This is a genomic window from Pseudomonas brassicacearum subsp. brassicacearum (assembly GCF_008801605.1).
Classification (GTDB): Bacteria; Pseudomonadota; Gammaproteobacteria; order Pseudomonadales; family Pseudomonadaceae; genus Aquipseudomonas; species Aquipseudomonas brassicacearum.
The window spans coordinates 379,229-392,079 of sequence record NZ_VZPJ01000002.1 but is presented as its reverse complement, the minus strand read 5'-3'; the positions used below and the strand labels follow the sequence as shown (position 1 = coordinate 392,079).

The following is a 12,851-nucleotide window of genomic DNA, read 5'->3' as shown; positions in this document are numbered from 1 at the left end:
AAACCCGACTCAAGTCTAAGCGCAGTGCCTGGCTTTGTAACGCGTCGTCGGCCCAAGTTGCCCGACAGGTGCCAGTTAACCGATCCTGACGAAACTCCCCGTTCCGCCTGCTGCACTGCATTCGTCACAGCGACTGCATCAGTGCATGGGTCATCAGCCTCTAAGCAGAAACCTTGCCATCTGCACCAAACCCTCTGATTTCAGTCTCTTGGCCACCTGCTCGACGTGCGTTGCGCCAAGAACCGCAGCGATACGCACAACAACAGTGCAGCCACGCCCGGGCCTATGCGCGAAAAGCGTGCATCCCTGGCTTGCGAATTGACTATAGACACTGCGTGATACACTGCCCGCCATTGTTTTCAGGACACCTGCCATGCTTGCGCCCAAAGACCTCCTCGACGCCCTGAGCGGCCACGCCTCCCGCATCTTGAGTGGCGACACGCCGCTGCCCAAAAGCGAAATCGAAAGCCAGTTCAAGGCCCTGCTGCAAAGCGGCTTCAGCAAACTGGACCTGGTAAGCCGGGAAGAATTCGACAGCCAGATGGTTGTGCTGGCCCGGAGCCGGGCGCGGCTCGAAAGCCTGGAGGCCAAGGTTGCCGAGCTTGAGGCAAAGATGAGTCCACCTATCGAATAACGAGTGTCCCCGTAGAACTGCCGAGAGCAGCGATATTTTAAGTTGCTGCAGCCGTTTTGGGGTCTGGCGCTGGTGACCACCTTACTTGACGAACACATCAGCCGCGGCATGCTCGGGATGGCTGTGACGATGATTGTTTACGTGGCCGGGGCGAAATAATTCTGCAGGTAACCACTGGTACGGCGCTTCGAGTTGGCTCAGTTGAAAACCGGAAACGCGCCACTCCTTGGGTCCACTCCAATCTGGTGCCGCTGCTCCCATTCCTTCCCCTTGTACCCAGTGATCAGGAAAACCTTGATGCCGGCGTAGTTGTGCCCGTAGTAACTCATGACGCATTGACGCACCATTGCAAAGCCGTCAGCCCTGTCGCGATGTACCGGCATGGTCACCATGTGAATTTCGGTGGGAATGGTATGAAAACTCTCGAGTAGCGTATCAACATCTTTCCTGACAAGCGGGCTGGGTGGGATGTGCGCCAGTCCTGCTTTTCCTGGCGACCATACAGAAAGCATCGTGCACCAGGAGGCCGAGTCCGACCATAGAACGTCGTTTTGCTCAACGCGCGAATACCCCGTATCGACGTACGTGTAGTGCAGATTGCGAATGGCGGGGACGCTGCTTTTCCAATAATTTCCGTCCAGCGCCCCGGGAGGCTCCAGCGGCCTATTGCTCCGCTCGCCATCGGGTATCAATCGGCTAATCGACCGTTCAGGCAAATCGCGTCTGACGCAGTTTGTCCATCCGCTTGTATCAGCAGTTGTCAAGGTTATTTCCGGCATGCGCCTCTCCTATTTCAGGGAGCAGAGAAATTTCGTCTGAGTTATTTTTAGCAGACAACTTCCTTACTCGCCTGGGGTTGGGGAGGCGCTTTGCACGCTGGGTAGGATTGGCGGAGGGCCCTATCGGTCTAACTATCTCGAAAAGGTCAACAAGTGGAGGTAGTCGCGATGTTAACTTCATAAATTGTGGCGCTGGTATTGATCTGCGACCTGTGCTCATCGGAGTTTCTCGACGACATCAAGCTTCTCCGCCTCGCTGATCGGACCTCGCTCTAGAGTCTGGTCGGTGTAAAACGAATGAATTGGACTTTCGTGAGAAAGGCTTCATGCCGACTGCTCAACCACTCGGTCCGGAGTCGACGCCAGCGGCAGCACCAGAATAAACAGCGCGCCCCTGCCCGGCCCGGCGCTCTGCACGGTCAGATCGCCGCCCATCTCGTGCGCAGCCAGAATGCAGCTGTGCAGGCCAAAACCGTGGCCGTCGACACGCGTGGTGAAACCGTGCTCGAACACCCGCGCAAGATTGTCCTGCGATATCCCCTCGCCATTGTCCTCGACCTCAACTCGCACGCGCCCCTCGTCAACGACCTTCAGGCGCAGGATGATCTGCGGCGGCCGGTTCGCCCCCGCATCCAGCGCCTGCTTCGCGTTGTTGATCAGATTGACCAGGATCTGCAGCACTCGATGCTTGTCCAGGGGCATTTGCGGAACATCGCTGAACTCCTTGATCAGCGTGATGTGGTGGCGGGCCAGGGACACATCGCAAATGCGCACGACATCCTCGACCAGTTCTCGCAGCGAACCCGGCTCCAGCACGCTGGCGTTGCCGGCGTAGGATTGCTGGGTGGCGACGATTTCCTTGATGTGGTCGATTCTGCGGGTCAACTGCGCCAACTCGGCGATCATGCCCTGCTGCTCGACGGCCAGCGCGTCGGCCAGCTTGTCGAGATAGTCCGGTAGCGCCCGACCTTTCGGGTCGCTGCTGATGAAGTCACCGAGGTCATCGGGATGCTCCTTCATCAACTGGGCTACCTTGGCCACCCCTGGCCCCTTGGAGGTGTGCACCTTCTCGTACAGGACCTGGGCTGACACATTGACACTATTGAGCACATTGCCCACGTTGTGCAGCACATTGGTGGCGATCTCTGCCATGCCGGCGCGGCGCGCGGTGGTGACCAGTTCAGCCTGGGCCTCGCGTAACTCGTCGTTGACCTTGGCCAATTGCTGCGGGCTGGGGATCTTCAGGGCCGCCGGCACCAGCCGGACCAACAGGATGGCGGTAATCACCGAGGCAATCGCGGTGATCACCTTGACCAGCGCTGTCAGCCAGTAATAAGGCTGCCAGATGGTCAGGATCTCCATCACATGGCTGGTCCCGCAAGCCAGGATAAACACGCCAAAGGCCGCGAGCATCCAGTCAAACGGCACGTCCTTGCGCTTGTGGATAAAGTACAGGAGCGTGAAAGGGATGGTGACGTAGGACAGGGCGATCAAGCCATCGGCGATCACATTGGTCCACAGCAGATCCGGACGCCACATGTAGCAATGCCCGTGGGGCATGAAGCGCTTGTCGGTTAACAGAGCCAGCAGATCGTTCATGGCTACTTCCTCGCTGTGCCGTTGATACCGCCAAGTGCCGACTGGGCAAATCGCAGTCTAGCAGAGGGCCCTTTCCGGGCATTTTGCGTGGCCAGGTGAGGCGGTGATATCCGCTACCGCATCACGCCTGGCGCCCCTCGGCTGTCACTTGCCCTCGAAACATCCTGCCAAATTTTCTCCCTTCAATTTCCCCGCCCAAGTTCATCCCCACGACTAATCTTCCAGAGCCGCAGGACGCGGCGCCCTATTCACTCAAGGAACGATTCATGTCGCTTGCCATCGTCCACAGTCGCGCCCAAGTAGGGGTCGAGGCTCCTGCCGTTACCGTTGAAGTCCACCTGGCCAATGGCTTGCCGTCGCTGACGATGGTTGGCCTGCCGGAGGCGGCGGTGAAGGAAAGCAAGGATCGGGTGCGCAGCGCGATCATCAATTCGGGGCTGAATTTCCCGGCACGGCGCATCACCCTGAACCTGGCGCCGGCGGACCTGCCAAAGGACGGCGGGCGCTTCGACCTGGCCATCGCCTTGGGGATCCTGTCGGCCAGCGTGCAGGTGCCAACCCTGACGCTGGATGACGTGGAATGCCTGGGTGAACTGGCATTGTCCGGCGCGGTACGACCGGTGCGCGGGGTATTGCCCGCAGCGCTGGCGGCGCGCAAGGCCGGGCGCATCCTGGTGGTACCGCGGGCCAATGCCGAGGAGGCCTGCCTGGCCTCGGGGTTGAAGGTGATCGCCGTGGACCATCTGCTCGAAGCGGTGGCGCACTTCAATGGGCACACACCGGTCGAGCCTTTCGTTTCCAATGGGCTGCTTTCGGCCAGCAAGCCCTACCCCGACTTGAACGAAGTACAAGGCCAGGCCGGGGCCAAGCGGGCCTTGCTGATTGCCGCCGCGGGGGCTCATAACCTGTTGTTCAGCGGGCCACCGGGCACCGGCAAGACGCTGTTGGCGAGCCGCCTGCCGGGGCTGTTGCCACCGCTGGCCGAGAGTGAGGCGCTGGAGGTCGCGGCCATCCAGTCGGTGGCCAGTTGCGTGCCGTTGAGCCATTGGCCGCAGCGTCCATTTCGACAGCCGCACCATTCGGCTTCCGGGCCCGCGCTAGTGGGTGGCGGGTCAAAACCGCAACCGGGGGAGATCACCCTCGCCCACCATGGCGTGCTGTTTCTGGATGAACTGCCGGAATTCGACCGCAGGGTGCTGGAGGTCCTGAGAGAGCCGTTGGAATCTGGGCACATCGTGGTTTCTCGCGCCCGTGACCGAGTACGCTTCCCGGCGCGCTTCCAGTTGGTGGCGGCGATGAACCCCTGCCCCTGTGGATATCTTGGCGAACCCAGCGGCCGCTGCTGCTGTACACCGGACATGGTGCAGCGCTACCGCAACAAACTCTCCGGCCCGCTGCTGGACCGCATCGACCTGCACCTGACCGTCGCCCGGGAAGCAACGGCGTTGAACCCCAGGAGCGAATCCGGAGACGATACCGCCACGGTCGCCGAGCAGGTGGCCGAGGCCCGGGAGCGTCAGCATAGACGCCAGGGCTGCGCCAACGCCTTCCTCGATTTGCCGGGGTTGCGTCAGCATTGCAAGTTATCCACAACCGATGAAACCTGGCTGGAAACCGCCTGCGAACGGCTGACCCTGTCGTTGCGCGCCGCCCACCGCTTGCTCAAGGTCGCCCGGACGCTGGCAGACCTGGAGCAAGCGGCGTGTATCCGCCGCGAACATCTGGCCGAAGCACTGCAGTATCGGCCGACTAGCTCCTGAACCGCCTTATGGTTTGCTCAGGTCCACCAACGGCGTTTCCCGCACCTCGGTTTTCTGACCGTTCTGGATGGTATCGATGCGCTTGAGGGCCTTATCCACAGCGCCCTTGTCCGCCAACAGGCTGTAGTGGATCTGGAACTGCTTGTGTTCTTTCGGTGCGATGGTGGGGACCAGACCCAAGGGGCGCTGATACCGACGGTTATAGGAAAAACTGGTGCCTGGCTCCAGACCGGTCACGTAGCCCTGGCCTTGGGTGTCGGTGTTTTTCCACAGGGAGAACACCGGAAGCGTGCTGGTGTTGAATCCCACTGACACACCGAGGCTACCGGCCTTGTTGTGCAGCACGGTGAGTGTGTCGCCCTTGGCGTCGGCGTATGGCACGACGTTGTAGACGGTTTCGTCGTAATCCTTGGTGGGACCCCGGTAGGTTTGCCAATCGGACAAATCGCCCTTGGCCTTGTCGTTGAACGGCGAGACCTGCTTGACCGGTGCCACGAAACGGGCGCCCTGCTCCAGGAACGGCGTGCTGAAGTTGCTGTGGTAGAGCGCCTGGTACTCCTTCGGATAGTCACCGTTGTTGGTCAGCGTGTCGCTGAGCGCGAACGTCACGCTGCCGGGCTCGGTGACCAGTTCGGTCTGCACCGAGAAGTCGACCTTCTTGAACGCCTGCTCCTTCAACTCGCCGCGCAGGGTGATGGCGTAAGGCGGTTTTTCATCAATGTGCAACGTGACTTTGTTGGCTGGAATGTTGGCGGCGCGGCCATGCAGGGTCAGCAGCTCACCGTTGTCCATGCCGGGATGGCCGACCCACTCGTAGCCGCAACGGGTGACCAGCTCGTTGAAACCTTCGAGCCAGCCCAGCCCGCCTCGGCCGTTGAGTTCGATGAACGCCGGATTGACCACCTCCTTGACGGGCGAATCCCAACCCATGCGCACATTCCCGACCGAAGCCTGCAGCACGTTCATGCCACGGGTCGGTACGACTGACAGCTTCAGGGTGCCATTGTCGATGTCGACGATGCTGACGCCTTCCTGGCGGCCGCCGTGCAGGGTGCGCATCGTCACGGAAAAGGGTTTGCCGGTCTTCACGCCGAGTTGCTGGCTGGTGATTTGCCAGGGTTGAGCGGCTTTATCCGTATCCAGCAGGACGTAGTCCCAAGCCATCGCATGGGAGGCAGCGCCCAAGGCGCCAAGGGTGATGAGGAGTTTGAGCGGAGTCATGGTCACGACCTTTTATTGGAGTTGTGCGGTTTTTATAGACTTGAAGAAACGTTTCAGCAAGCTTAAAAACAGCAATATTCCTAAAAAAGAAACGACACCAGGGTGGTAGCTTTTGCGGGAGCGAGCTTGCTCGCGATAGCGGTGGGTCAGATTGAGATGATGTTGGCCGGGAAGCCGTCATCGCGAGCAAGCTCGCTCCACAGGGGTGTGGGGGAACTTGCTCGTGACGGGACGCCTCAGCGGAACCGATCAACCTCTTGGCGCAGGTCCTGGGCCAGCTTTTCCAGTTCCTTGGCGGTGAGTGCCAGGTTCGAGACCACTTGGCGCTGTTCGCTGTTGGCCATGGCGATGCTTTGCAGGTTGCTGCTGAGCAGGGTCGCGGTGCTGCTTTGTTCCTGGGTGGCGGTGGTGATCGCCGCAAATTGCTGACCGGCCGAGCGGCTTTGCTCGTCGATGCGGGCCAGGGCCGTGGCCACGTTGGCGTTGCGCGACAGGCCTTCCTGCATCAACAGGTTGCCCTGCTCCATCGTGCTGATGGCATTGCCGGTTTCCTGCTGGATGCTGTTGATCATGCTGGAAATTTCGTCAGTGGCCTGGCGGGTGCGAGAAGCCAGGCTGCGGACTTCATCGGCCACCACGGCGAAACCACGGCCCTGCTCGCCTGCGCGGGCAGCTTCGATGGCGGCGTTCAAGGCCAGCAGGTTGGTCTGCTCGGCGATCGAGGTGATCACACCCACGATGCCGCCGATTTCCTGGGAACGCTGGCCCAAGGTATTGATGACCGTGGCCGTGCTGTTCAGCGCACCGGCAATTTGTTCCAGGGATGACGATGCTTCGTCCATCGAGGTCCGGCCAATGCGGGTTTGCTGGGCGTTTTCCTGGGCCAGGCGCTCGGTGTTGCCCATGTTGTCGGCAATGTTCAACGAGGTTGCGCTGAACTCTTCCACTGCGCCGGCCATACTGGTGATTTCGCCGGATTGCTGTTCCATGCCTTCATACGCCCCGCTGGACAACCCGGACAGCGCCTGGGCACGGCTGTTGACCTCCTGGGAGGCCTTGCGGATGTGCTCGACCATGGTCGACAAGGCCTGGCTCATCTGGTTGAAGGCACGGGCCAACTGACCGATCTCATCATGGCTGGACACGTTCAGGCGCACGCTCAGGTCACCGGCGCCCAAGGCTTCGGCCTGGCGTACCAGATCGCCGAGCGGTGCGAGTTTGCTGCGCAGCAACCACATCGCCGAGCCGACCGCCAACAACATCGCCAGCAGGCTGCCAATGGCCAGTTGCGTACCGACGCTCCAGGTCACGGCGCGAATCTCGGTTTTGGGCATGCTCGCCACCACCGCCCACGGCCCACCTTCGAACGGTACGGCAACGCTGTAGAAGTCTTCGGCGGTATCGGTCCAGAACGCGCCCTTGCCCGGTTTCTTGACCAGGCCAACGATGGTCGTGCTCGCCTGGTCCAGCGCCTGGACGCCGGCCGGTGGCACCAGCCACTTGTTTTGTTCGTCCAACAGCGCCAGGGAACCGGTCTGGCCGATGCGGAAGCGTTTGAGGTTCTCGAACTGCGCGCTCTGCGCATCGGTGTAGTCGAAGCCTACGTACAGCACGGCAATGATCTTGCCGCTGCTGTCGCGTACAGGCGTGTACTGCGACATGTAGTAACGTCCGAACAGCAAGGCTCGACCAATGTAACTCTGCCCGCTGACCACCGGACCATAGGCAGGGCCGGCGCGGTCGAGCACGGTACCAATGGCCCGCGTACCGTCCTGCTTGGTCAATGACGTGCTGACGCGGATGAAGTCGTCGCCACTGCGCACGAAAACCGTGGCAACCCCGGCGGTCATCGTTTTGAAGTCATCCACTTCCTTGAAGTTGTTGTTCAACACTTCGCTGCCCAGGCTCAAGCCTGGGGTTTGTACGCCCGCCACCGTCACTGGCTGGTCCGGATGCACGCTCAGGCCCGCGCTGAAGCGTTTTTCGAACAGACCGGCCAACCGCTGGGTGCTCTCGCGCAGGGTGCTGTGAAAGGTATTGAGCTGATCGGCCATCAGGCGCGCTTCGCTGGCCAGGTGTTCTTCACGGGTGGCGAGGTTGGCAGCATCCAGCGAACGCAGGGCAAAGACGGTACTGCCGGAGATCACGACCGCCAATATCACAGCGAGGGCAAGGCCTAGCTGTGAGGCGATCCGGGCACGGGGTTGAGACATGACGGCTCCTGGCCGAGAGACCGGATCATCCTGATCACGCTCGCACGCTCGGCATTCTATTCGGGTGAGGTGTAAGTTGACCTTTCTGAACGAAGGTTCCATCCTCACAAATTCGGCGGCAAAGCCAAATACTTGAGCGGTTCGCAAGGATTAATGCCAAGTGGCTAGCACACCAACTGCAACGTTTCAGCCCAAACGCTGCACGTCGGGTAATTGCATGGCCTTCACCTCACCCTGGAGAAAGTCGCTAAGCCGGCGCAAACGTTCACCTCCCGGTCGGGTTTTCGGCCAGACCAGATAATAGTGTTCACCGCTGGCGACAGCCGTCGGCCATGGCAGGCTCAGGCGTCCCTGGGCGACATCCTCGGCCACCATCAACAGATCACCCATGGAGACCCCATAGCCACGTGCGGCCGCGATCATGCCCAGCTCCAGGGTATCGAACACCTGCCCCCCCTTGAGCGAGACCTTGTCGGACAGGCCCATGCGTTGCAGCCAATTGCGCCAGTCCCGGCGATCGGGCGTGGGGTGCAGCAGTTCAGCGCTGGCCAACCGCGCCACATCCCAGGGCTGGTCGTTCAACAGGTTCGGCGCGCCCACCGGGATCAATTCCTCGGGAAACAGCAAACTGGCTTCCCAATCCGCCGGAAAATGCCCGTTGCCCAGCAATACGGCGCAATCGAAGGGCTCGACGTTGAAGTCCACTGAATCGATGTCCATCCAGGCACTGGTCAGTTGTACCTCGTTGCCAGGCTGCAAGTGCCGGAAGCGACTCAAGCGCGCCAACAACCAGCGCATGGTCAGCGTGGAAGGCGCCTTCATGCGCAGGATGCCATCCTCGCCATGCAAAGTGTGACAGGCCCGCTCCAGCGCCATGAAGCCCTCACGTACGCCCGGCAACAGCAACCGCGCCGCCTCGGTCAATTGCAGGTTGCGGCCGCTGCGCAGGAACAGCCGACAGGCAAAGTGATCTTCCAGCGTGCGAATGTGCCGGCTGACGGCGCTCTGGGTGATCGACAGCTCTTCAGCGGCGCGGGTGAACGAGCTGTAGCGCGCCGCGGCTTCGAATGCCCGCAGCGCATAAAGAGGAGGAAGACGACGAGACATCGCAAAAGCTCCATGGCGTTGTTTGCAAACCCTACCAGAAACGCCTCCAGCATGAGTTTTAATCATGCCAGCGATCTTTTTTATCCCTTTGTGCAATCCGCCGAGAGCGCCGAGAATCGTTGCTTTACTGCCTTGTTTGAACATGGAGCGTGATGATCATGCAGCATCCAGTGCGTACCGAACTCTGGGCCATCCTGCGGCTGGCGGGGCCGTTGATTGCCTCGCAGTTGGCGCACATGCTGATGGTGCTCACCGACACCGTGATGATGGCGCGCCTGAGCCCCGAAGCCCTGGCCGGCGGCGGGCTCGGGGCGGCCACCTATTCGTTCGTGTCGATCTTCTGCATTGGCGTGATCGCCGCGGTGGGCACCCTGGTCGCGATCCGCCAGGGCGCAGGCGATGTCGAAGGCGCCACCCGGCTGACTCAGGCCGGGTTATGGCTGGCCTGGCTGATGGCGCTTATGGCCGGGTTACTGTTGTGGAACCTCAAGCCAGTGCTGCTGATGTTCGGCCAGACCGAAACCAACGTGCTGTCCGCCGGACTGTTCCTGCTGGCGCTGCCGTTCGCCCTGCCTGGCTACTTGAGCTTCATGGCCCTGCGCGGCTTCACCAGCGCCATCGGCCGGGCCACACCGGTCATGGTGATCAGCCTTGGCGGCACCGTGGCCAACTTCCTGCTCAACTACGCGCTCATCACCGGTATGTTCGGCCTGCCGAAACTCGGCTTGATGGGGATCGGCCTGGTCACGGCCATCGTCGCCAACTGCATGGCCCTGGCGCTGGCCTGGCATATCCATCGGCACCCGGCCTACCGTGCCTACCCATTGCTCGATGGCCTGTCGCGGCCCAATCGCCAATACCTCAAGGAACTGTGGCGCCTGGGCCTGCCGATTGGAGGCACCTACGCGGTGGAGGTCGGGCTGTTTGCGTTCGCCGCGCTGTGCATGGGCACCATGGGCAGCACGCCGTTGGCAGCCCACCAGATCGCGCTGCAAATCGTCTCGGTGGCGTTCATGGTGCCGGCCGGGATGTCCTACGCCATCACCATGCGCATCGGCCAGCACTACGGTGCCGGGCAACTGCTGATGGCACGCCTGGCCGGTCGGGTCGGGATTGGCTTTGGCGCGGCTGCCATGCTGGCGTTCGCCATGGTGTTCTGGCTGCTGCCCCATCAATTGATCGGCTTGTTCCTGGACCACGACGACCCGGCGTTCCGCGAGGTGATCAACCTGGCGGTGAGCCTGCTGGCCGTGGCGGCGTGGTTCGAGCTGTTCGATGGCACACAAACCATCGCCATGGGCTGCATTCGCGGGCTCAAGGACGCCAAGACCACCTTCCTGGTGGGCCTGGGTTGCTATTGGCTGATCGGCGCGCCGGCGGCGTGGTGGATGGCGTTTCACCTGAACTGGGGGCCGACTGGCGTCTGGTGGGGCCTGGCCCTGGGGCTGGCCTGCGCGGCCGTGAGCCTGACTGCGGCGTTTGAATGGAAGATGAAGCGGATGATTCGCAGTGAGCCCGGGCGGCGGCGTTTCGAGGCCATCCAGGCCGATTGAGATGTATCCCCCTGTGGGAGCGAGCTTGCTCACGATAGCGGTGTGTCCGTCAAAATAAATGGGACAGACCGATCGCCATCGCGAGCAAGCTCGCTCCCACAGGATTTTGTGTCAGCTGATTTCCAGCATCGATTGCTGATCACCTTCGAAGGTCAAGTACTCAACCAACTCCGGCAACGGCAACGGCTTGCTGATCAGGAAACCCTGCACCTGATCGCAACCGAAGCCGCGTAGCAGGTCCAGTTGCTCCTGGGTTTCCACACCTTCGGCCACCACTTCCAGGTTGAGGTTGTGCGCCAGGTTGATCATCGCGTGCACCAGTTTGCGGTTCTCTTCGCGCTGCTCCATGCCACCGACGAAGCTCTTGTCGATCTTGAGCAAAGCGATCGGCAGGCTGTTGAGGTGCACGAACGAGGAGAAGCCGGTGCCGAAGTCGTCCAGGGAGAAGCGCACTCCCAGGCGGCCCAGGGCATCCATGGTCTGCTTGACCAGCTCGCTGCGGCGCATGACGGCAGTTTCGGTGAGTTCGAACTCCAGCCATTGCGCCTCGACACCCCGCTCGGCAATCAGCCGGCTCAAGGTCGGCAGCAACTGGCTGTCCTGGAACTGTCGGAACGACAGGTTGACCGCCATGTGCAACGGCGCCAGCCCCCGCTCGCGCAGGGCCTGCATGTCCCGCAGCGCCCGGGAAATCACCCAATAGCCCAGCGGCACGATCAGGCCGCTCTGTTCGGCCAGCGGCACGAACTCACTCGGTGGCAGCAAGCCACGTTCGCCGTGACGCCAGCGTACCAGCGCTTCGAGGCCGACAATGTGGCCGCCATCGAGGTTCAGCCGTGGCTGGTAATGCAGTTCCAGCTCGTCACGGCGCAGTGCCCGGCGCAGTTCGCTTTCCAGGTCGGCGAGGCTGCGGGCATTGCGATTGATGCGCTCGTTGAAGATATGAAAGGTGCAGCCCTGGGTGCTCTTGGCCTGCTGCATGGCGATGTGGGCGTGCCACATCAGCGGATCGGCACCGGCCTGGGCGCGAGCGTGGGCAACGCCCAGGCTGCAGCCGATCAGCAGGCTTTCACCATCCACCCAATAGGGTTCGGCCAAGGCTTCGGTAATACGCTCGGCCATCCACTCGGCCCGCTGTGGTGCGCGGCGGGTGTCGATCAGCAGGGCGAATTCATCACTGCCCAACCGCGCCAATTGATCGCCGGCCTCGAGCGAGCCCTTGAGCCGCGACACCACTTGCAGGATCAAGCGGTCACCGGCCTGGTGGCCGAGGGCGTCGTTGGCGTGACGAAAGTTGTCCAGGTCCAGGTGACCGAGCGCCAGGCCACGGCCGTCGTTTTCCGCCAGGCGCGCCGCCAGCAGCGTCTGGAAACCCTGGCGATTGGCGATGCCCGTCAATGGGTCCTGTTCGGCGAGGCGCTGCAAGGTGTTTTCCAGCACGCCGCGTTCGCGCACATGGCGCAGGCAACGACGCAGGGTCGCGCTGTCGAGGACATCGCGCACCAACCAGTCGCTGACACCGTCGGGGGCAACCGCCGGCTCGTGCTCAAGCAACAGGATCGTCGGCAGGCTGCAACGGCCCGGCGCCGGCTGCAATGCCGCAACGGTCAGCAACACCGCGTTGCGATTATCTTCGAACAGGCTGCTGACTGACTCCCAGTTCGGGGCGCTGATCAACACGACCGAGGGCCCCAAGGGCGCCAGGCACTCGCGCAATATTGCTGACCACGCAGGCTCTTGGGCCAATAACAGCAAACGCAAGGGTTCGACAGGCGTTGACAAGCTGACTCCCTAGACTCTGCAAGGTGGTAGGCGCCGGGCATTATGACGCGCCGATGGGCAATGACCAATGCCAATGGTTCTCAAACACGCGGTTTTGGTGGTTTTTTTCCCCTCAAATCCTGCGCTGGACGCAATTGGCCCCACATCCTGCGTGAAAGTAGCAGAAGCGGCAAATGACAATGCGCTGTGCGTCACAAGTCGGA

9 protein-coding genes are annotated in these 12,851 nt (G+C 61.6%); 3 read left to right on the top strand and 6 right to left on the bottom strand.

Going from position 1 to position 12,851, the window contains the following annotated elements:
• Positions 1 to 373 precede the first annotated feature (373 nt).
• Entirely contained in the window at positions 374 to 634 is a 261-nt protein-coding gene (locus F7R20_RS07505; protein WP_081352594.1) for an accessory factor UbiK family protein, read from the top strand.
• A 197-nt stretch (positions 635 to 831) separates the two neighbouring features.
• On the opposite strand, the gene F7R20_RS07500 is transcribed toward F7R20_RS07505, so the two are convergent.
• Both F7R20_RS07500 and F7R20_RS07495 read right to left on the bottom strand, forming a co-directional pair.
• Positions 832 to 1,413 carry a hypothetical protein gene (locus F7R20_RS07500; protein ID WP_003206821.1) on the bottom strand — a complete coding sequence of 194 codons (582 nt, stop codon included), beginning with the start codon at positions 1,411 to 1,413 and terminating at the stop codon, positions 832 to 834.
• 324 nt (positions 1,414 to 1,737) lie between these two features.
• The gene (locus F7R20_RS07495) at positions 1,738 to 3,012 is read right to left on the bottom strand and encodes a sensor histidine kinase (RefSeq protein ID WP_003206822.1); all 1,275 of its coding nucleotides are present in this window, start codon (positions 3,010 to 3,012) and stop codon (positions 1,738 to 1,740) included.
• 266 nt (positions 3,013 to 3,278) lie between these two features.
• Between F7R20_RS07495 and F7R20_RS07490 the strand changes: the two genes are divergently transcribed.
• Positions 3,279 to 4,772: a YifB family Mg chelatase-like AAA ATPase gene (locus tag F7R20_RS07490; protein ID WP_003206823.1), complete on the top strand. Its 1,494-nt coding sequence runs from the start codon at positions 3,279 to 3,281 to the stop codon at positions 4,770 to 4,772.
• A 6-nt stretch (positions 4,773 to 4,778) separates the two neighbouring features.
• Here F7R20_RS07490 and F7R20_RS07485 read toward each other — a convergent pair whose 3' ends face one another.
• From F7R20_RS07485 to F7R20_RS07465, 3 genes are all read right to left on the bottom strand, one after another.
• Complete coding sequence (locus tag F7R20_RS07485) at positions 4,779 to 5,993, bottom strand: aldose 1-epimerase family protein (protein WP_003206824.1); 1,215 nt, start codon at positions 5,991 to 5,993, stop codon at positions 4,779 to 4,781.
• A 236-nt stretch (positions 5,994 to 6,229) separates the two neighbouring features.
• The gene (locus F7R20_RS32445) at positions 6,230 to 8,206 is read right to left on the bottom strand and encodes a methyl-accepting chemotaxis protein (protein ID WP_003206827.1); all 1,977 of its coding nucleotides are present in this window, start codon (positions 8,204 to 8,206) and stop codon (positions 6,230 to 6,232) included.
• A gap of 186 nt (positions 8,207 to 8,392) precedes the next feature.
• Positions 8,393 to 9,313, bottom strand: coding sequence for a LysR substrate-binding domain-containing protein (locus F7R20_RS07465; protein WP_003206829.1), 921 nt, complete (start codon positions 9,311 to 9,313; stop codon positions 8,393 to 8,395).
• Between the two features lie 158 nt (positions 9,314 to 9,471).
• Between F7R20_RS07465 and F7R20_RS07460 the strand changes: the two genes are divergently transcribed.
• Positions 9,472 to 10,866, top strand: coding sequence for a NorM family multidrug efflux MATE transporter (locus F7R20_RS07460; RefSeq protein ID WP_027912806.1), 1,395 nt, complete (start codon positions 9,472 to 9,474; stop codon positions 10,864 to 10,866).
• 111 nt (positions 10,867 to 10,977) lie between these two features.
• Here the strand turns inward: F7R20_RS07460 and F7R20_RS07455 are convergent, their stop codons facing one another.
• On the bottom strand, positions 10,978 to 12,648 hold the full coding sequence (locus tag F7R20_RS07455; RefSeq protein ID WP_003206833.1) for a putative bifunctional diguanylate cyclase/phosphodiesterase: 1,671 nt from the start codon (positions 12,646 to 12,648) through the stop codon (positions 10,978 to 10,980).
• Positions 12,649 to 12,851: the final 203 nt, after the last annotated feature.